Here is a 19311-nt window from a genome sequence, read left to right as displayed (position 1 = left end):
TGCACACATACATTCCCATGTAAAAGTTCTACGGACTCACATTTCGTATTATGCATTCCCATGTGTTCATGGCTCAAGGCTACTACTGCACACATACATTCCCATGTAAAAGTTCTACGGACTCACATTTCGTATTATGCATTCCCATGTGTTCATGGCTCAAGGCTACTACTGCACACATGCCTTCCCATGTAAAAGTTCTGCGGACTCACATTTCGTATTATGCATTCCCATGTGTTCATGGCTCAAGGCCACTATTGCACACATACATTCCCATGTGTTCATGGGTCAGGGCAACTACTGCACACATGCCTTCCCATGTGTTCATGGCTCGGAGCCCTATACTATTCAGAGTGTATAATAAACAAATATTTTTTAGTTAGACTTTTAATAAAAACGCTTATTTTTCTTTCTATAATCGGATACAGACTTTGCCTTATTCAAGACACTAGAGCCATTCAATAAAGTTTGGTCCGCAAACCCGGACCCCTCATGTGGAGTATTGAAGAACAATACGTTATCGATTTCTCCTTGATATTCCTTACTTTGGACATACTCGCGTGCAGCAAGACCCGCAACACCTTCGGCAATGATTACAAATTTATTGGGAACTTTCTTAGAAGCTGAATTTTTCCCATTCTGGGACCACTGATTCAGGGCCTTACTAAAAACAGAATTTGCCCCCTTAAAAAGCACATCTACCGCTTCGGAAGGGTCCAAGGAACCATCATAAGAATGGCAATAAAAAGCCGTAAAGAACAACAGGAGGGATATTGCTTTGTTCGTTTTTTCTCCGAGAAAAACAACCGCTAAAATTTAGAACTTGCAAATCTTGCGTTTTTGTGTTTTTTTCGGGACATTTTCACGAATGATTCCGAAAGCACCCGTTTTTTCACTTTATCTGCAAAAATTCTATTCTACATTACCTATATTTGTTCACATGAAATCAAAGTTCATTCTTTTTACGGTGTTTGTTTCCTTGCTTTGGGCTTGTTCCGAAGATAGCCCTTCGGAGCCTAAGGATACTTTTGACGCGAGCGTTGTCTGCCCCGCCGACGGGATGAACGCATACGGCGAGCCGAACCGAGGTTCATTCACTGACGAACGTGATGGACAGGTGTACAAGTACACCACAATAGGCAACCAAGTGTGGATGGCTGAGAACTTGAAATTTGACGCACCGTACAGCCTATGCTATGCCAGAGAAGAAAATTTTTGCGAAACGTTCGGCAGGTTCTACACTCTGTACGTAAATGGCGAATATTTTGCCCTCATTGATCAAGTTTTGGCGGACACCATTTGCCCTGCTGGGTGGCATGTGCCTTCGGTGGATGAATGGAATGAATTGGCGAATAATGTTGGGGAAGGTAAAAAGGGAAGTGCCAGATTAAAGTCATCCAATGATTTTGGAGAATATTATAACTCTGGTTCTGATGATTGTAGTTTTAACGCCCTGCCTGCAGGATCCTGGATGTTAAACGGAGAGCTTTCTGGAAATAGAATTTATGCTATTTATTGGACTTCTACAAGAAGAAGTTATGATACAATGTATGCCTATAATCTTGGAAGTCAGTCAATAGAAATAAATCGCCCCAGAATGACTATTAGGTGTCTAAAGAATTAACATTCTCATGAAAACAAAGTTCATTCTTTTTACCGCTTTTGTTTCCTTGCTTTGCGCGTGTTCCGAAGATAGCCCTTCGGAGCCAAAGGATACTTTTGACGCAAGCGTCGTCTGCCCAGCCGACGGGATGAACGCATACGGCGAGCCGAACCGAGGTACATTCACTGATGAACGTGACGGCCAGGTGTACAAGTACACCACCATCGGCAACCAAGTGTGGATGGCCGAGAACTTGAAATTTGACGCACCGTACAGCCTGTGCTATGCCAGAGAAGAAAATTTTTGCGAAACGTTCGGCAGGTTCTACACTCTGTACGTAAATGGCGAATATTTTGCCCTCATTGATCAAGTTTTGGCGGACACCATTTGCCCTGCTGGGTGGCATGTGCCTTCGGTGGATGAATGGAATGAATTGGCGAATAATGTTGGGGAAGGTAAAAAGGGAAGTGCCAGATTAAAGTCATCCAATGATTTTGGAGAATATTATAACTCTGGTTCTGATGATTGTAGTTTTAACGCCCTGCCTGCAGGATCCTGGATGTTAAACGGAGAGCTTTCTGGAAATAGAATTTATGCTATTTATTGGACTTCTACAAGAAGAAGTTATGATACAATGTATGCCTATAATCTTGGAAGTCAGTCAATAGAAATAAATCGCCCCAGAATGACTATTAGGTGTCTAAAGAATTAACATTCTCATGAAAACAAAGTTCATTCTTTTTACCGCTTTTGTTTCCTTGCTTTGCGCGTGTTCCGAAGATAGCCCTTCGGAGCCTAAAGACACTTTTGACGCAAACGTCGTCTGCCCAGCCGAAGGGACGAACGCATACGGCGAGCCGAACCGAGGTTCATTCACTGATGAACGTGATGGACAGGTGTACAAGTACACCACCATCGGCAACCAAGTGTGGATGGCGGAGAACTTGAAATTTGACGCACCGTACAGTCTATGCTATGCCAGAGAAGAAAATTTTTGCGAAACGTTCGGCAGGTTCTACACTCTGTACGTAAATGGCGAATATTTTGCCCTCATTGATCAAGTTTTGGCGGACACCATTTGCCCTGCTGGGTGGCATGTGCCTTCGGTGGATGAATGGAATGAATTGGCGAATAATGTTGGGGAAGGTAAAAAGGGAAGTGCCAGATTAAAGTCATCCAATGATTTTGGAGAATATTATAACTCTGGTTCTGATGATTGTAGTTTTAACGCCCTGCCTGCAGGATCCTGGATGTTAAACGGAGAGCTTTCTGGAAATAGAATTTATGCTATTTATTGGACTTCTACAAGAAGAAGTTATGATACAATGTATGCCTATAATCTTGGAAGTCAGTCAATAGAAATAAATCGCCCCAGAATGACTATTAGGTGTCTAAAGAATTAACATTCTCATGAAAACAAAGTTCATTCTTTTTACCGCTTTTGTTTCCTTGCTTTGCGCGTGTTCCGAAGATAGCCCTTCGGAGCCAAAGGATACTTTTGACGCAAGCGTCGTCTGCCCGGAAAATCAAAGGGGGACGTTCACCGACGAACGCGACGGACAGGTGTACAAGTACACCACAATAGGCAACCAAGTGTGGATGGCCGAGAACTTGAAATTCGACGCACCGTTCAGCCTGTGCTATGACAAAATCGAAGGCTTCTGCGATACGTTCGGTCGGTTTTATTCGCTGCATGTAGACGGCGATTTTTTTGGACTCTTTGACCAGGATTTGGTAGACACCATTTGCCCTGCCGGGTGGCATGTGCCTTCTCTTGATGAATGGAAAATGTTGGTAGAGAACATGGGGGGGGAAGAAAATGTTGGGCGTAGACTGATGAGTTCCTTTGACTTTTGGGAACGATATGTTCCAGGAACCGACGATTGTGGGTTTAGTTCTAAACCTGCGGGGGAATGGTTGTTAGACGGATCCGTATTTGGCCATTTTTCTTCTTATTGGACATCAACAGCAAAAGATTTTGAAACTACTTTCATGTGTACTTTTAATTCAACAGATTATTTCTCCTTTAATATAAATAGTCCAAAGATGACTATTAGGTGTCTAAAGGATTAACAACTACTTTTTTCTTATGAACAACCCAATTACATTAGCAATTTCAGTAACATTTGCAGCCTTGCTTTGTTCTTGTTCCGAAGATAGCCCTTCGGAGCCAAAGTACGTATTCGACGCAAACGTCGTCTGCCCCGCCGAAGGGACGAACGCATACGGAGAGCCGAATCGAGGTTCATTCACCGACGAACGTGACGGACAGGTGTACAAGTACACCACCATCGGCAACCAGGTGTGGATGGCCGAGAACCTTAATTTTGACAATGGTTCTCCCTGCGCCAAGGAATCCTGTTCAGAAAAAGGTCGAGAATACACCCCGATGGACGCGCAAAACGCATGCCCGAATGGCTGGCATTTGCCTACAGAAATAGAGTGGAACATACTTTTTGATAATGTTGGTGGAATAGATATCGCAGCAGCCCGCCTAAAGGCAACCGAGGGGTGGACACCCTTGAACCCGGGACAAGCCTCAAATGGAACGGACGATTGCGGCTTCAGCCTTTACCCAATCCCTGTAATAGACAATTTTGTAAACCATTTCAAATATACACCAGACAAAGCAATTGATGGCTACATTGCCTTAGTGTGGACCGGGAATCCCTTAGATTCAACACTCGGATCACCATCTACATACGGTGTATTATTTGAAACACAAAAAAACTCTGCGTTAATATACAGATATTACCACAAAGATTATCAATCCATCCGTTGCGTGAAGGACTAGAATCCAACATACCAATTCAAATCATTCCATCACCCCCTCTGCTTACTAACCACTAACTACTAATCACTTCCTCATGGCTAGAGCGCGCAAGACAATTACCCCGGATCCGTATGCAAAACCGATAGCAAAGGTTCTCTCCCCCGAGCAGAGCCTTCCGGGCAGATTGCGTCAGTTCCAGGCGCCCACCCGCGCCAACTTCGAACTGGTTTCCCAGTACGCCGCCGCCGGCGACCAGCCCAAGGCCATCGAGCAGATTACCGAAGGTTTCAAGCAGGGCGATCAATTCCAGACACTGCTTGGCGTAACCGGTTCCGGTAAGACGTTTACCATGGCCAACGTCATCAAGAATGTAGGCAAGCCTACCCTGATCCTGACCCACAACAAGACCTTGGCCGCCCAGCTCTACCAGGAATTCAAGGCTTTCTTCCCCAAGAATGCGGTGGAATATTTTGTCAGCTATTACGACTATTTCCAGCCCGAAGCCTACATTCCCCACACCGATACCTTTATCGAAAAAGACGCCAGCATCAACGACGAAATCGACAAGCTGCGTCTGCGTGCAACGGCAAACCTGCTGACCCGTCGCGATGTCATCATCATCGCTTCCGTCAGCTGCATTTACGGCTTGGGAAGCCCCGCGGAATACTTCGACCTGATGGTCCGCGTGAAAAAAGGCGACATCAAGGACCGCGACGACCTGCTTCATGAACTGGTCCGCATCCAGTACACCCGTAACGACTTCAGCCTGGAACGCGGCACCTTCCGCTGCCATGGCGACGTCATCGAAATCCACCCCAGCTACGACGAAGACGGCATGCGCATCGAGCTGTTCGGCGACGAGGTGGATCGTCTGGTGCGCTTCAACATCATTGCCGGCGAGGTCATCCAGGAGCTGGAAGAAATGACCATCGCCCCGGCAAAGCACTTCGTCACGAAGGAAGAAGGCCGAGCCGGGATCCTGCAGCGCATGCAGTTGCAATTGACGGACCGCCTTGCCGAATTGGACAAGGAAGGTAAGGTACTGGAATCCGCCCGACTGAGTAGCAGAACCCGCTACGACATGGAAATGATCCGCGAGACCGGCATGTGTTCCGGCATCGAGAACTATTCCGCCCTTATCGAAAACCGCGGCCCCGGCACTCGCCCCTTTACCCTCATCGACTACTTCGGCGATGACTGGCTTTTGATGGTAGACGAATCCCATGTGAGCATCCCCCAGGTAGGCGGCATGGCCGAAGGCGACAAGAGCCGAAAGACCACTCTGGTAAATTACGGTTTCCGCCTCCCCTGCGCTCTTGATAACCGCCCCATGAACTTCAAGGAGTTCGAATATATGTACCCCAAGCAGGTGCTGTTCGTCAGCGCCACCCCGGGGGAATACGAACTTGAAAAGACTGGTGGCGTAGTGGCCGAGCAGATTAACCGCCCCACCGGCCTATTGGATCCGAAGATCGAGATGTTCCCCATCCAGGGACAGATGGACGTTCTGCTTTACCGTATTGACGAAGTGGTGAAGAAGGGAGACCGCGTACTGGTTACAACGCTGACCAAGAAGATGGCCCAGGACCTTACGGACTATTTTGTAGAAGCAGGCATCCGCGCCAAGTACCTCCACAGTGACATCAAGACCCTGGAACGTCACGACTTGATCAAGGGGCTGCGAACCGGTGAGTTCGACGTGCTGGTGGGAATCAACCTTCTGCGTGAAGGTCTGGACCTTCCGGAAGTCAGTATGGTGGCTATATTGGACGCCGACAAGGAAGGCTTCCTGAGAAATTACCGCAGCCTGATCCAGACCATGGGCCGCGCCAGCCGTAACGTAAACGGAACCGTGTTGCTGTTCGCCGACAACATGACCGACAGTTTGCAGAAGGCCGTCGACGAAACCATCCGCCGCCGCACCCTGCAAGAGGAATTCAACAAGGAACACGGTATTACGCCAAAGTCCGTCAGCCGCAAGCTGGAAGGGGACCTGGTCATCAACGATCCGCTCATGGACCTGTGGCGCGGCGACAAGACTCCCAAGGCAGCCGAGGACCCGGATTTCGACGCAGATTACGGTTTCGCCGACAACGACGAAGATGGGGATGTCCCCCTTTTCGAGGGCGCCCCCATGGGCAAACCCAAAAAATCCTCGAACCTGAAAGCAAAGCGACCTCACACCTCAAAGCGAAGCGACCTGTCAATCGAGGAGCTGGAAAAGCAGATGAAGGCCGCCGCGGCCAAGCTGGATTTCGAGGAGGCAGCCCGTCTCCGCGACCTGATCCGCGACCTGGGAAAGTGATTTTACCCCCTGCGGAACCCTTTTTAGTATGCTTTTTTAGCCTGAATTCACAATATTTTCACGTTTTTTTACACCTATTTAATAGGTCCCCTAGTCCGTTTTGGAATATTTTTGTGTATTTTCAATGGGCAAAAAACATTTAGAGAGAGGAATCTATATGACTTTTAATTTCGCAAAGACCCTTATGATGGGTTCCGTGATTACCATGGGCGCTTTCGGCCTCATCGCTTGCGGTGATGATTCCGGTAGCAGCGCACCTGCAGATGAACAGCCGGGCAGCTCCGCCAGCGCCGACGCCACCCAGGATATTTCTATCAGCGCAACCAACCTGGGTTCCAGAACTAGAGGCATCGGTGTCAACGCCGAAGTAATTTTTAGCGGCAACTTCGACATCGACCTGAGCGCACAGCAGACCGGCGAAGCCACCGATATCAGCTTCACCGCCATTTCCTATGACGTGGCCTACGGTACCGTGGTTCCGGGCGAAAGCTACAGATCTCTGGGCGACCTGACCGCCCACCAGGAAGTCAGATTCCCCACCAAGATGATCGACTTGGGCTCCGCCAACTCCGCCGGCGTTTCCATTTCTCTTGCAAATCCCGCTCTTGACCCGGTCGGCTGCGGCACTTACACCTTGGTCGTCAAGGTTTCCGCTGTCGATACCGAAGGCAACGACAAGGTTTCCAACCAGTTCATCACCTTCGACCGTCCTGAATCTTTCTGCAAAACCAGCGAACCGGAATCTTCTTCTTCTGAAGCCGTAGTCGAAGAAGTTCCCATGACCAACTGCCAGGTTGAACTTTCTACCAACATGGCTCCGGGTCTCGACCTGGCAACCTGCACTGCAGTGGACGCTGCTTCTGCAGCAACCGCCGACGTCATCTTCACCGCAGCAAATGGCGACATCACCATGTCTAGCGGCAACGGCGCTATGTTCGGCAAGCTGGATGCAGACTACTCCGTAGGCTACTGGCCCGAAACTGCAAACGACCGCCCCTTGGCTTACAAGAGCGACTTCCCGTATCGTGCAATTGCAAACGCAAGCTTTGCAAACATGATCGAAAGTGCAGAACAGATCTATGTCATCCAGACCGCTGCCGGCGGCTTCTACGCACTGGGCTTCGCAACCGAAACCTCCTACAAGAAGCTGACCAACAACGACTACTCCTTCTTTATCAAGCTCTACAAGCCTGCACAGTAATTCCTAGCGAATTTCTCCTTTTAAGGGCTTCCCGTTTAGGCGGGGAGCCTTTTATTGTACCCCACATTTTTCTATTTTTTAGCCGTAATTTAACGCGCCCGGAAGGTCCGGGCATAACTGGAGTAAACTATGCTTAAGAAGCTTTCCAACTTCCCTGGTATCAAGGGTCCCGTTGTCACTATCGTGATGGACGGTTATGGTTTCAACCCCAACGAACAGGGCAACGCTATTGCCGCTGCTCGTAAGCCCACTCTGGACGCCTTGTTCGCCAAGTACCCCAACGTTCTTCTGAACGCTCACGGCCGCGCCGTGGGTATGCCCACCAACGAAGACATGGGTAACTCCGAAGTCGGTCATAACGCTATCGGTGCTGGCCAGGTTTACAACCAGGGTGCCGCTCTCGTTCAGGACGCAATCGTTTCTGGCGATATCTTCGGCCGCGACGCCTGGAAGGAAATTTCCGCCAACGTTCGCGAAAAGAACTCCGTGCTCCACTTCATCGGCCTCTTCTCCGACGGTAACGTTCACTCCAACATTTCTCACCTGAAGGCCATGGTGGCCCAGGCTAAGAAGGAAGCCGTGAAGAAGGTTCGTATCCACATCCTCCTGGATGGTCGTGACGTTCCTGAAACTTCCGCTCTGGACTACGTCGAACCCTTCGAACAGTTCCTCTCTGAACTCCGTTCTTCTGAATTCGACGTTTGCATCGCTTCTGGCGGTGGCCGTATGCAGATCACCATGGACCGTTACAATGCCAACTGGAAGATGGTTGAACTCGGCTGGAAGACCCACGTTCTGGGCGAAGGCCGCATGTTCGAATCTGCAAAGCAGGCTATCGAAACTCTCCGTGGCGAAACCAAGGCTATCGACCAGGATCTTCCTCCGTTCGTAATCGCTGCCAACGGCCAGCCCGTGGGCACCATCAACGATGGCGACTCCGTGGTGTTCTTCAACTTCCGTGGCGACCGCGCAATCGAAATCACCCGCGCCTTCGAAGAAGAATCCTTCAATGAATTTGACCGCGTCCGCTTCCCCAAGGTTTGCTACGCCGGCATGCTCCAGTACGATGGCGACCTGAAGCTCCCCAACCGCTTCCTGGTACCTCCTCCGGCAATCAAGGAAACCTCCGGCGAATGGTTCGCAGAAACTGGCGTTAAGCAGTTCGCTTGCTCTGAAACCCAGAAGTACGGCCACGTGACTTACTTCTGGAACGGTAACCGTTCCAGCAAGTTCGACGGTGAAACCTACCTGGAAATCGAATCCGACGTCGTTCCGTTCGAACAGCGCCCCTGGATGAAGGCTGCAGAAGTGACCGACGCTATGATCGAAGCTATCAAGAGCGGCAAGTACCAGACGCTCCGCTGCAACTACCCCAACGGCGACATGGTGGGCCACACTGGTTCCTTCCGTGCTGCTACCATGGCTATCGAAGCTGTGGATATCGGCCTCGCCCGTCTCCTCCCGGTGATCGACGCAGCCGGCGGTGTTGCCCTCATTACCGCTGACCACGGTAACGCCGACGAAATGTACGAAATCGACAAGAAGACCGGCATGCCCAAGGTGAACAAGGATGGTTCCTTCAAGGCTAAGACCAGCCACACCTTGAACAAGGTTCCCTGCATCCTGTACGATAACGTTACCGGCGGCAAGCTCTCTCTCAAGGAAGGCAACTGGGGTCTGTCCAACCTGGCAGCCACCACCGCTAACCTCATGGGCTTCGAAAAGCATGAGGCTTGGGATGATTCGATGCTCATCGTGAAGTAGGAATTATGAGTCATCTACACCGACCAAGGTCGGTGTTAAAAAAGGTCGGGCATTCAGCTCGACCTTTTCTTTTTTATGTTCTTTTTATAGTATGCAGTTCTATTTTGCGAACAAAATAAAAACTAGCGGAATACTTCGCTGGCGATTTCCTTGCCGGGGGCGTTGCTGCCCTTGCCGTGCTTGATTTCGTACTTGATGTCGCCTTCCTGGTTCAGTTTCACCCGGACTTCTACGTCCAGTTTGTAGGCGCCATGGGTGCCCTTGATCTTGAAGCCGCCGGCCACTTCATCGATTTTTACGTAGGCGGTTTGGGGAGCCTCGAATTCCAGGGTCTGCCAGCTGCCGCCGATTTTTTCGGGATTCTCGTCGGCCACCATATTGACGCATTGGACATAGCTGTCGCGGACCAGGGCCAGGTCTTCCTTGAACTCGTGGTATTCGTCCATGTCGCCATCATAGGCGAAGGCGGAAAGGCATCCAAACAGGCTCAGGGCCAGAAAAACAAGGGTATTACGGATTAACTTCTTCATAAAACCCAATGTAGCTAAAAAAACAGCCTGCATTGCCCCGCTTTTTTATATATTTGCGCTACGCTCACACCAGCCCAGGTGGTGGAATGGTAGACACTGGGGACTTAAAATCCCTTGGGGGCAACCTCGTGCGGGTTCAAGTCCCGCCCCGGGCATTAATGAGCTAACTTTTAAAAGGTAGCGAGGTCAACATGATCGACTTTTATCCGAACAGCATTTACTACCCGCGCGAAGCGGTGGAAGAGAAGCTTGCCAAGGGCGAACTTCAGCGCACCGAGAAGCACCTGATTGGCTGGACGGAACGCCACCGTGGCGAAATCTGGGACTGTGCCCGTGACGACGCCGACGAACCTACCGACGAAATCCTTCTGGACAACCTGCGCGCCCTGCTGCTGTGCAAGGGCTCCCTGCAGCCCGCCGCCGAACTGGGCGACATGATCCGCGAAATCAAGAAGGAAGAATGGTATCAGAACGAAAAGGAAAAGGACGGCGGTCACGAAGACACCGAAATGGTGGCTGACGATTGGCGTGCCAAGTACCTGATCAAGTGGCGTGAAGCCCGCATGTTCGAAGCCTTCATCCTGATCGAAAAGAAGGCCGACCAGTTGCTTTCTATTCTGAAGGCAAAGTAATTCCAACGTTTATTTAAAGTTTGACGTATTTGAAAAGGCTGGGCGGAATGCTCAGCCTTTTTGATTCACTTAGCCACGAAGGGGCTCCAGTCCTGTTTCCAGACGAAGGGGGCCCACATTTCAAAGCGACCGCCGGCGCTCTTCCTGTAGCGCCAGAACTGGCTGATATGCTGCTGCACCAGGGCGTTCAAAGCTTCGTCGTTGACGTTGCTGAAGAGGATCTGGGATTCGAATTGACCCAGAGAATCTAGGGAAAGTTTGATGCCCATGAGGATGTCGCCCTCGGAGGACAGGGGCTGCAGACGGCTGGGTTTCTTGCGGGATTTCTTCTTGGCCTTGAAGTGTTCGGCAGCCAGCCAGTGGAGGCCTGCGGCACGGCCCTGGATATACTGGGCGATCTGGTTCAGGTCGCGGTTGGCCGTATTCTCGAGAACGTAGATGTCGTTGATGGAAGGCATGACCATGCGGCCCGTGTAACCGGCCATGGGGCTAACGGGAGCGGGCTCGGCGGGAATGATGGTCACGATGGGAGCAGGAGCCTGCTGGATGCGCAGGAGGGCAACCACCATTACGGCAATGACAAATGCCAGAAAAATCAGGGGAAGGTTACGCATGATCCAGTGCTACTCGATGGCCTTGATGCAAAGTTGCAGGGTCTTCTTGCCGTTGAAGTAGTTCCAGGTGGGTTCGAAAAACACGGAGACCAGTTCACCGCGAGTCAGCAAGTTCTTGTTCTTGCGGAGGCCGAAGGCGATGGCCGGGAACACACGGCTACCCGCCTGGGAGATATCCATCTGCAGGTGTCCGCCCTTCAGTTCACGCATCCTGTGTACGCGGACGCCGGCGGCACGGAAGGTCGGAGACGGGAAGTTACCGCCGAAGGGTTCCATCATATCGAAGAAGTCCAGCACCGTGATCATAGGACGCAGCATCTGGTTCTGGGCGAAGGGGATTCCCTTGGTGGGCATGTACTGTCCAGCATCCACTTCAAGTTCGTGGAGAGAAACTTCAATATCGTAGGGGTAGGCTTCTTCCTGCAATTCCTCTTCGCCGGTGTAGCCCTGAACTTCGGCAGAGCGTTCCAGACGGGCGCGGAGTTCATCCACCTTGTCGGCAGGGAGAGAGAAGCCGGCGGCGTTGGCGTGGCCACCCCAACGGTCAAACAAATCCTTGGATTCGAAAAGGGCCTTGTGCCAGTTAAAGCCGGGAACAGCGCGGGCACTGGCGTGGGCCATACCATCACAAACCGACATGACGGCGGAGGGTCTGTGGAATTCCTGGGCCAGCTTGGCAGCCACGATACCGATCACACCCACATGCCACTTTTCACCGGCCACCACAATCACGGTGGGAATACGTTCGCCATAGACAGCGCGAACCTGTTCCATGGCCATCTCGGTGATTTCCGCTTCCTTCTGCTTGCGGCGGGCGTTCCAGTCGCGAAGTTCCGCCAGCAGGGCATTGGCGCTGGCTCTGTTGGGGCTCAGCAAAAGCTTAAGTGCCGGATCCGGACGTTCCATTCGACCGGGGGCATTGAGGATGGGGGCAAACTTGTACATCACGTCGATGCCGCCCACGGCGCTGTGGGGCTTCATCAGGTTGCCATACATTTCCTGAAGGCCGGGCCAGCTACTGCTCTCAAGATTCTTGAGGCCAGCCTTGGTAAAGCATCTATTCTCGGGAGTCATCTGAACCAGGTCGGCCAGAGTTCCAAGAGCCACCAGGTCCAGGAATTTTTCGGGAACGGGACGTCCGAGCCTGGAGTACAGAGCACAGACAAACTTATAGGAAACACCCACGCCGCAAAGTTCAGGGTTCTGGTAGGTATCGCCTTCCTGATGGGGATCCAGAAGAACATCGCAAACCGGGAGGCCATCGCCAGAAGGCTGATGATGGTCGATCACCATGACCGCCATTCCCAGTTCCTTGGCGTGAGCAATTTCGGCGTTGGCGGTAATACCCGTATCGACAGTCACCACATAGCGGGCGCCAGCTTCGTACATCTCGTCTACCGCCGACATAGAAAGGCCGTAGCCATCACCGAAGCGGTTAGGCAGGCGCCAGTCAGACTCCATGCCGATTTCAGCCAGGGCACGAGTCATCAAGGTCACGGCAGTCATACCGTCCAGGTCGTAGTCACCAAAGACGAAAACCTTGCCACCTTTTTCGCGCACATCCAGAAGCCAGTTGACTGCGTCTTCCATCCCCATGATTCCAAAGGGGTCCAGCACATCATCCTTGCTACCGCAGAGCATGCGGTGGGCATCGGCCGCAGAAGTAATTCCGCGGGCCACCAGGAATCGGGCCACCACATGGGGGATCCTGAGGCTGTGCGAGATAGACGTCGCCAGGCGTTCTTCTGTTACGCCAAAAGTCATTTATAGCCCTCGAAAAGTTTAAGGGCCAGATTCTGCAGACACATGGAGGCGGTCACGCGGCGGGACTCGATGCGGGACATGGTCTCCTGGACTGCAACCAGTGAAAGTTCAAGGGCGGTGGCATCTACCCGCGGGAAGTTCTCGATACCCACGTTAGCCGTGGTCTCGGGCAAGCGCAAAGGCGCACCAGCCACCAGGCGGATCAGGTCCGCAATCAGGAAGGAAAGAACTTCGAGGAATCGGTTGGCCTCGTAGGCCTCATCCAGTTCGGCATCCTTCAAAGTCATAAAAAGGTCGGTGTAGTCCTGCAACAGGGACTTGCGGACGAATTCGGCGGCAAGCTTGCACCAAGTCTTGCTCCGCTTGGCATAGTAGAGAGCCTTGCCCGGAGAGCCTACAGCCAGGCCCACCACATCGTCGGGAATTTCAACACCTTCGCTAAAGCTATCCTCATCCTGTTCCTCTTCGGAAACCTCGCCGGCAGAAACCCGGGCACATTCGCTGCGGACCTCGGCATCGGTCAGGGGCAGCAGGTGCAGGGCCAGGCAACGGGAACGGATGGTCTGCAGCATCTTCTCGCGGGAAGACGTGGTCAAGATGAAATAGGTATCGGGGGGAACGTCTTCCAAAGTCTTCAGGAAGGCGTTGCTGGCCGCCTCGTTCATGCGGTCCGCCTCGGCAATGATCACCACACGGACGCGGTCACCCTTCATGGCGAATCCACCGGTCATGGAACGGATCAGGTCCACCGAAATAAAGGAGGCAGGGCCAAAAAGGTCTACGCGGTAAGGGTTCTTCTGGATTTCCTCGATGTAGCCCTTCTTAATATCTTCTACAGTCTTGGCGGTACTGCCGGCAGAAACGTCGGCACCGCTCTTGGAGTGGGCTTCCTTGGTATCCAGGGGAATAACCCAGCTATTGGTATCGCCGCTGTCCATCGCCATACGGCAGCCAAAGCAGTGGCCGCAAGGGCGTTCGTCAGGGTTAGAGCACTGCAGAGCCTGAGAAAGCTTCATGGCCAGAGCCTTCTTGCCGATACCGGCAGGACCGTCAATCAGGATTGACTGCGGGAAACGATTCTCACGGAGAGCCGACATCAGTCGGATCCTTGCACGTTCCTGGGAGGCGGGGCCATTTAGAATATATTCAATCATCTACTGCTTTATTTACTGCTTTAACCACTGAAGGGGATCCACGGTCTGAGTCCCTTCGCTAACTTGAAAGTACAATTTAATTCCATTTAAGGAAGCAACGTCGCCCACCTCGCCAATTTCTTCGCAATTTCGGACTTCCTTGCCTTCTTGTACGCGAATAGACTTCATATGACCATACACGGAATAGGTTCCGCCCTGGTGTTCGATAATCACGGAGGGGCCGCGACCGTCAATTTCGGAGACCATGACCACGGTACCGGCAGAAGCAGCCTTCACCATTTCGCCACGCTTGCCACGGATTTCTACACCCAAATTGCGAGTCATGATATGAAGCACCGGATGTTCCTGGAGACCATAATTACTGATGACGTCCCCCTTCAAAGGTCTGCACTTAGGTCCCTTTACCGATTCGGCCACCACAACCTTGGGCTTGGACACCGTCTTCGTATCCTTCTTCTCGGGCTTCTTGCCCTTAGACTTGCCCGCCTTTTCCTTTGCCTTGCGTTCGGCTTCGGCCTTCTTGGCCGCCTCGATTTCCTTCTTGCGGCGCTCTTCCAGCTTCTTGATCAAGGCCAGCATGGTCTTCTGGTTCTGCTCAAATTCCTTGAGGGCGCGTCGCTGCATATTCTGGTCCTGCTTCAGGGACTTCAACATCCGTTCCTGACCAGACATCTGGCTCACGAGACCCTTTTCTTCGGCAGCTTTCTTGTCGCGCATTTTCTTCAAGTCAGCCAGATGGTCGGTGGACTGCTGTTTCTTTTCATCACGTTCATAAACCAGCTGCTGCAAGGTTTCCACTTCCTGCTGGTCCTGATTCAAAATTCGATGTACCCAGTACACCTGTCGATCAGGGTTGCCTTCCTGAGTCAGAAGATTATAAAGGACCTTCGCCTCGTTAGCGCGTCCATTTACATACAAAGTTCTAATTCTCTTTTTCATGGCCTCCTTTCGTTCCTCGATCTTCTGGTCAAGGGAATCGATATCGGCCTCCAGCTGAACAATGGCGCTTTCCAGCATGTTCTCGCTCTTGGAAAGTTCGCTGATGTAAGTTCGAGTCTGGTTCAAGTTCTGGTCCAGAAGAGAAATCGTGTTCAGCACGCCCTTCTCTTCAGTTTCAAGGAGAGCCAGTTCCTGACGTTTCTTGGCCAGGTCGGACTCCAGTTTCTTAAGTGCGTTTTTCTGTTCGCTGATCTGGGCGTCTGTTTTTTTGGTGACCGCCTTAGGAGCCGCAGACTTTGAGGCGGCCGGCTTACCGGCCGAAGGTTTTGAAGCAGCAGGTTTTGCAGGCGCAGATTTCGCAGCAGGTTTTGCAGGCGCAGCCTTTCCATTGGGAGCGGCAAAGCCTACACCCACCAGAAAGCACAACAGCAAGACCAAAAAACGCATGAAGCCCTATTCCTGTTCGTTACGCTTGACCATCAGGAACCGGCGAACAGTCCTAAAGCTGAAATAACCCGACAGGGCCGTCACCAGCAAGACCACCAGCGCCAAGACAAGACCCAGCCCATCCAGGTAAGTCCAGACAATCGGGAAAGCCTGCGTCACGGAATTGACCAGTGTCATCAAGAGGATCACCGCAAGACCGCTACCCACAAGGCCCTGAATCACGCCCTGCAGCACAAAGGGGAACTCGATAAAGAAATAGCTTCCGCCGGCGTACTTCATGTTCTCTACCAGCAGCTGGCGAGAGAACAGCGAAAGGCGAACGGAATTACAGATGATCAGCGACAGCGTCACCAGCAGCAACACGCTAATACAGACGGGCCAGAAAACCAGTTTGAATTTCCAGGCCGCAAATTTTTCAACCCATTCCACAGGCGCCTGGACTTCCTCGAAAAATTCTTCCTGGGCCAGGGCATTCCGCAAAGTCACCAGGTCGGCAGGATTCTGGCTAGCCTCATCCAGGGTCACCCTGAAAAACGGAGGAATGGGGTTCCCTTCCACAAGGTCCAGCATCTCACCCGAGAAATGGTTGCGGAAATCCGCCAGGGCGGAATCGGCACTGATAAAGGAAACGGAATCGATATGCTTGGTATGCTGCAGGCGGGTCTGTATAACTTTTATGGAATCCATCGAAAGGGATTCGGGCAGGAAAGCCTCGATTGCACACAGGTTCCGCTCCGTAGACATCAGACGCACAACACCACCCAAAACGGTGATGGAAGCCGAAAGCAATAGGGAACAGAGAAAGATTGTGACCAACGAAGGCAAGATCACCGTACGGTGTTGCCTCATTCCTCTAAAAGATTCTGATATTAAGTAGCCGAGTTGTCCAAGCACGGGTTGAATAATAACTAAATTTTCAAGAGTTCTTTACGGGGCGACAATGGGAAATATCGTAATAAAGATAACAGCACTAGTCTTTGGCATAGCCCTCTGGTTTCTTGTCATTTCACAGAAGGACTTCCAGCTTTCCATGGAAGTTCCCCTGCACTTCGTGAAGCTTCACGAGAACATGGCCATCGCCTCTAAACCGCCCCACACCTTGCACATTACCGTAGAAGGCAAGTCCTGGGATTTGATCCGTCTGCGCCACCAGATGAACAAGGACAAACAGAATTCCGTAGCCATGGTGGTAGACCTGCAGAACGCCGAACTAGGCGGAACCCGAATCCACCTGGACGCCCACAACTTCGTGGCCCCCGGATTCCCCGACATCCGCTTTGTGGAACCCGACAACCAGCTTATCTTTATCGACCTGGAAATCGACACCCGCATCGTCCGTAACGTTCCCATCAAGTCTAACGTAAATTTCAACGCCGCCCAGGGTTACCTGCTGGCCGACGATCCCGCCATCCTCCCCGAAGAGCTTAAGGTTTCCGGCGCCCGTAATGCCCTCACCCGCATTATCGACATCCCCACAGACTCTGTCAACTACGATACCCTCCGTAAGAGCGGCAAGTTCAAAGTCCCCCTGAATTTCGCATCTCTTCCATCCTTCGTAAAGCCCAGCGATTCCACAGTGACCATCGCCGTGAACATCCAGAAGATGGACAGCAAGACTTTCCAGAATATTCCCGTCAGCCTGATTGGTTTCTTCGACAAGAAGATCTACTCCCTGAACCCCGACACCGTATCCGTAGAAATTACCGGCGGCGAACAGGTACTGGATTCCATCTCGTCAAAGGACATCGAACTGATACTGGAATTCAACCGATTTGCAATTGAAGACGCCGACAGCCTGGCCCCCACCGTCAAGCTTACGCTGCCCCCCAGCGTAAACCGCGAAATGTCCATCAAGGCTATCCAGATCAAGCCCGAAAAGGTTCGCCTGAACAAGGTAGAAGTCAAGCCGGCCGTCACCGAGAATCCCGAAGAAACAGTCCAGGAGGCCACACCATGATTTGGCTTGGAATTGAATCCAGCTGCGACGAAACAGCCTGCGCCATCTTGCAGGATGACCCGCTGAAAGTGCTTTCCAACCCGCTGTACAGCCAGATCGACGAACACGCCCTCTATGGCGGCGTGGTTCCCGAAATCGCAGCCCGCGCCCACCTGCAGAAAATTGTTCCCGTCGCCGAAGCCGCCGTCAAGGAAGCAGGCATCAAGATGGAAGACATCGACGCCATCGCCTACACCACAGGCCCGGGCCTTATGGGACCTCTCCTTGTGGGCGCAAGCTTCGCCAAGGGTCTTGCCCGCGACTTGCAGATTCCCGCCTACGGCATCAACCACCTGGAAGGCCACCTGGCTGCCGCCTGGTTGAGCCACCCCGAAATCGAGCCGCCCTTCCTGACACTTACGGTATCCGGCGGCCACACGGAACTGGTGTTGGAAGAACCGGGATTCAAGTACACAAGCATCGGACGCACCCGCGACGACGCTGCCGGCGAAGCCTTCGACAAGTGCGGAAAGCTTCTGGGTCTCAAGTACCCTGCAGGCGCCACCATCAGCAAGCTGGGTGCCAATGGCAACCGCAAGTTCGTCGAATTTCCCCGAGCCCTCCGCTCCCACGACAACTGCGAATTTTCCTTTAGCGGCCTGAAGACCGCCGTGCTGCGCTATACCGAAACTCACGATCCGGAATACATCCAGCAGAACCTGGGCGACATCTGCGCCTCCCTGGAAGACGCCATCGTGGATAGCCTGGTGACCAAGACCATCAACGCCCTCAAGAAGACCAAGATGAAGACTTTGGTCATGGGCGGTGGTGTCAGTGCCAACGCCTGGCTCCGCACCCGACTGCAAGACTATTGCGGCAAACACGGCATCAAGTTCCTAGTTCCCGACCGCAGCCTCAGTACCGACAACGGCGCCATGATCGCCGCTGCAGCCATCCGCCGAGTCCGCCAGAATATGCTGACCTCCATTGACGTAGTCAAGCCCTGGATGCCTCTAGCCCAGTAGCCCTAGATACCTGCGGTTTTACCAAAAAAATCGGATCCTCCTGTTCCAATCAGGAGGATTTTTCGTATCCTGGCAACGTCTTCGTGTATTTTTTCGCACAAACTTTTGCACACCCCTCTTTTCGATTGCGTTTGTAAGTATATTATGAACATGAATTGCCCTGCTTTCAAAATTTCTCTGTTTACAGTGACCCTGGCAAGCCTCCTCTGGGCCCAGGATCTTTCTAAACCTGTAAACGACGTAGATGTGTTCCGCCCCGAAAAGCGCGAAACCCAGGTGCAATTGGTCGACTCCACCAAGAACAACGCCGTGACGCTGAACGTGGACATCTTTGCCGATGGCATGGTAGGCTCCTATTACATCCTGTGGGATGAGGTGGACCTTTCCGAAGACATCAAGAAGATGATGACCACCCGCGATTTCGCCCGCGACGAATTCTTTATGCAGAACATCGACCGCGAACAATTCGAACAGGAACGACTGCTGCAGCTCTTCGAAGACAAGAAGCGTGAATACTTCGCCATCTTCCCCGAAGAGGCCCTGAAGATGCTGGAAGACCAGAAAAAGGATGACCTGGTCGAGGCAGAACTCGATCCCAAGAAAGACGAGCCCAAGGCTCAGTAA

At 52.1% G+C, this 19311-nt stretch carries 19 protein-coding genes and 1 tRNA gene; 13 read left to right on the top strand and 7 right to left on the bottom strand.

Features of this window, described 5'->3' with window-relative positions; genetic code table 11:
* Positions 1-387: 387 nt before the first annotated feature.
* Positions 388-720, bottom strand: coding sequence for a hypothetical protein (locus B7992_RS11115; RefSeq protein ID WP_176421927.1), 333 nt, complete (start codon positions 718-720; stop codon positions 388-390).
* A gap of 220 nt (positions 721-940) precedes the next feature.
* On the opposite strand from B7992_RS11115, the gene B7992_RS11110 reads away from it, so the two are divergent.
* The 8 genes from B7992_RS11110 to gpmI all read left to right on the top strand — a co-directional run bounded on the left by B7992_RS11110 (position 941) and on the right by gpmI (position 9646).
* Positions 941-1624, top strand: coding sequence for an FISUMP domain-containing protein (locus B7992_RS11110; protein WP_176421926.1), 684 nt, complete (start codon positions 941-943; stop codon positions 1622-1624).
* Between the two features lie 7 nt (positions 1625-1631).
* A complete protein-coding gene (locus tag B7992_RS11105) occupies positions 1632-2315 on the top strand; it encodes an FISUMP domain-containing protein (protein WP_088666287.1) in 684 nt (227 codons plus the stop codon).
* Between the two features lie 7 nt (positions 2316-2322).
* Complete coding sequence (locus B7992_RS11100; protein ID WP_088666286.1) at positions 2323-3006, top strand: FISUMP domain-containing protein; 684 nt, start codon at positions 2323-2325, stop codon at positions 3004-3006.
* 7 nt (positions 3007-3013) lie between these two features.
* Positions 3014-3676, top strand: a complete 663-nt coding sequence (locus tag B7992_RS11095) for an FISUMP domain-containing protein (RefSeq protein WP_088666285.1) — start codon at positions 3014-3016, stop codon at positions 3674-3676.
* 61 nt (positions 3677-3737) lie between these two features.
* Positions 3738-4397 (top strand): FISUMP domain-containing protein, encoded by a 660-nt coding sequence (locus B7992_RS11090; protein WP_176421925.1) that lies wholly within the window; start codon positions 3738-3740, stop codon positions 4395-4397.
* Positions 4398-4470: 73 nt separating this feature from the next.
* Positions 4471-6681 (top strand): excinuclease ABC subunit UvrB, encoded by a 2211-nt coding sequence (uvrB, locus tag B7992_RS11085; protein ID WP_088666283.1) that lies wholly within the window; start codon positions 4471-4473, stop codon positions 6679-6681.
* Positions 6682-6838: 157 nt separating this feature from the next.
* On the top strand, positions 6839-7882 hold the full coding sequence (locus B7992_RS11080; protein ID WP_088666282.1) for a hypothetical protein: 1044 nt from the start codon (positions 6839-6841) through the stop codon (positions 7880-7882).
* 129 nt (positions 7883-8011) lie between these two features.
* Complete coding sequence (gene gpmI / locus B7992_RS11075) at positions 8012-9646, top strand: 2,3-bisphosphoglycerate-independent phosphoglycerate mutase (protein ID WP_073158676.1); 1635 nt, start codon at positions 8012-8014, stop codon at positions 9644-9646.
* A 122-nt stretch (positions 9647-9768) separates the two neighbouring features.
* Here gpmI and B7992_RS11070 read toward each other — a convergent pair whose 3' ends face one another.
* On the bottom strand, positions 9769-10176 hold the full coding sequence (locus B7992_RS11070) for a hypothetical protein (protein WP_139259164.1): 408 nt from the start codon (positions 10174-10176) through the stop codon (positions 9769-9771).
* 72 nt (positions 10177-10248) lie between these two features.
* Between B7992_RS11070 and B7992_RS11065 the strand changes: the two genes are divergently transcribed.
* Positions 10249-10331, top strand: a tRNA-Leu gene (locus tag B7992_RS11065).
* Positions 10332-10367: 36 nt separating this feature from the next.
* A complete protein-coding gene (locus B7992_RS11060; protein ID WP_073158670.1) occupies positions 10368-10808 on the top strand; it encodes a hypothetical protein in 441 nt (146 codons plus the stop codon).
* A 65-nt stretch (positions 10809-10873) separates the two neighbouring features.
* On the opposite strand, the gene B7992_RS11055 is transcribed toward B7992_RS11060, so the two are convergent.
* The 5 genes from B7992_RS11055 to B7992_RS11035 are packed head-to-tail and all read right to left on the bottom strand — an operon-like array spanning position 10874 to position 16575.
* Positions 10874-11422, bottom strand: coding sequence for a hypothetical protein (locus tag B7992_RS11055; protein ID WP_073158667.1), 549 nt, complete (start codon positions 11420-11422; stop codon positions 10874-10876).
* 9 nt (positions 11423-11431) lie between these two features.
* A complete protein-coding gene (recJ, locus tag B7992_RS11050) occupies positions 11432-13186 on the bottom strand; it encodes a single-stranded-DNA-specific exonuclease RecJ (RefSeq protein WP_088666281.1) in 1755 nt (584 codons plus the stop codon).
* Complete coding sequence (locus B7992_RS11045) at positions 13183-14340, bottom strand: AAA family ATPase (RefSeq protein WP_073158661.1); 1158 nt, start codon at positions 14338-14340, stop codon at positions 13183-13185. Before B7992_RS11045 ends, recJ begins: the two co-directional genes overlap by 4 nt.
* Positions 14341-14352: 12 nt before the next feature.
* Positions 14353-15726 (bottom strand): murein hydrolase activator EnvC, encoded by a 1374-nt coding sequence (locus B7992_RS11040; RefSeq protein WP_083539700.1) that lies wholly within the window; start codon positions 15724-15726, stop codon positions 14353-14355.
* Between the two features lie 6 nt (positions 15727-15732).
* Positions 15733-16575 (bottom strand): ABC transporter permease, encoded by an 843-nt coding sequence (locus tag B7992_RS11035; RefSeq protein ID WP_254917689.1) that lies wholly within the window; start codon positions 16573-16575, stop codon positions 15733-15735.
* 91 nt (positions 16576-16666) lie between these two features.
* Here B7992_RS11035 and B7992_RS11030 point away from each other — a divergent pair, with 91 nt between their 5' ends.
* From B7992_RS11030 to B7992_RS11020, 3 genes are all read left to right on the top strand, one after another.
* Positions 16667-17683: a YbbR-like domain-containing protein gene (locus B7992_RS11030; protein ID WP_073158655.1), complete on the top strand. Its 1017-nt coding sequence runs from the start codon at positions 16667-16669 to the stop codon at positions 17681-17683.
* Positions 17680-18687: a tRNA (adenosine(37)-N6)-threonylcarbamoyltransferase complex transferase subunit TsaD gene (gene tsaD / locus B7992_RS11025; protein WP_073158652.1), complete on the top strand. Its 1008-nt coding sequence runs from the start codon at positions 17680-17682 to the stop codon at positions 18685-18687. The genes B7992_RS11030 and tsaD overlap by 4 nt, the downstream gene beginning before the upstream one ends.
* Before the next feature lie 144 nt (positions 18688-18831).
* On the top strand, positions 18832-19311 hold the full coding sequence (locus tag B7992_RS11020) for a hypothetical protein (protein WP_254917688.1): 480 nt from the start codon (positions 18832-18834) through the stop codon (positions 19309-19311).

Origin of the sequence: Fibrobacter sp. UWH1 (genome assembly GCF_002210365.1) — a bacterium.
Lineage (GTDB): Bacteria > Fibrobacterota > Fibrobacteria > Fibrobacterales > Fibrobacteraceae > Fibrobacter.
This window is presented reverse-complemented; position numbering and strand designations above follow the sequence as displayed.

Excerpts from the sequence above, each read along its gene's own strand:
- B7992_RS11110 (WP_176421926.1), top strand. The coding sequence starts at position 941 with ATGAAATCAAAGTTCATTCTTTTTACGGTGTTTGTTTCCTTGCTTTGG.
- B7992_RS11105 (WP_088666287.1), top strand. The coding sequence starts at position 1,632 with ATGAAAACAAAGTTCATTCTTTTTACCGCTTTTGTTTCCTTGCTTTGC.
- B7992_RS11100 (WP_088666286.1), top strand. The coding sequence starts at position 2,323 with ATGAAAACAAAGTTCATTCTTTTTACCGCTTTTGTTTCCTTGCTTTGC.
- B7992_RS11095 (WP_088666285.1), top strand. The coding sequence starts at position 3,014 with ATGAAAACAAAGTTCATTCTTTTTACCGCTTTTGTTTCCTTGCTTTGC.
- uvrB (WP_088666283.1), top strand. The coding sequence starts at position 4,471 with ATGGCTAGAGCGCGCAAGACAATTACCCCGGATCCGTATGCAAAACCG.
- B7992_RS11080 (WP_088666282.1), top strand. The coding sequence starts at position 6,839 with ATGACTTTTAATTTCGCAAAGACCCTTATGATGGGTTCCGTGATTACC.
- gpmI (WP_073158676.1), top strand. The coding sequence starts at position 8,012 with ATGCTTAAGAAGCTTTCCAACTTCCCTGGTATCAAGGGTCCCGTTGTC.
- B7992_RS11070 (WP_139259164.1), bottom strand. The coding sequence starts at position 10,176 with ATGAAGAAGTTAATCCGTAATACCCTTGTTTTTCTGGCCCTGAGCCTG.
- B7992_RS11060 (WP_073158670.1), top strand. The coding sequence starts at position 10,368 with ATGATCGACTTTTATCCGAACAGCATTTACTACCCGCGCGAAGCGGTG.
- B7992_RS11055 (WP_073158667.1), bottom strand. The coding sequence starts at position 11,422 with ATGCGTAACCTTCCCCTGATTTTTCTGGCATTTGTCATTGCCGTAATG.
- recJ (WP_088666281.1), bottom strand. The coding sequence starts at position 13,186 with ATGACTTTTGGCGTAACAGAAGAACGCCTGGCGACGTCTATCTCGCAC.
- B7992_RS11045 (WP_073158661.1), bottom strand. The coding sequence starts at position 14,340 with ATGATTGAATATATTCTAAATGGCCCCGCCTCCCAGGAACGTGCAAGG.
- B7992_RS11040 (WP_083539700.1), bottom strand. The coding sequence starts at position 15,726 with ATGCGTTTTTTGGTCTTGCTGTTGTGCTTTCTGGTGGGTGTAGGCTTT.
- B7992_RS11035 (WP_254917689.1), bottom strand. The coding sequence starts at position 16,575 with ATGAGGCAACACCGTACGGTGATCTTGCCTTCGTTGGTCACAATCTTT.
- B7992_RS11030 (WP_073158655.1), top strand. The coding sequence starts at position 16,667 with ATGGGAAATATCGTAATAAAGATAACAGCACTAGTCTTTGGCATAGCC.
- tsaD (WP_073158652.1), top strand. The coding sequence starts at position 17,680 with ATGATTTGGCTTGGAATTGAATCCAGCTGCGACGAAACAGCCTGCGCC.
- B7992_RS11020 (WP_254917688.1), top strand. The coding sequence starts at position 18,832 with ATGAACATGAATTGCCCTGCTTTCAAAATTTCTCTGTTTACAGTGACC.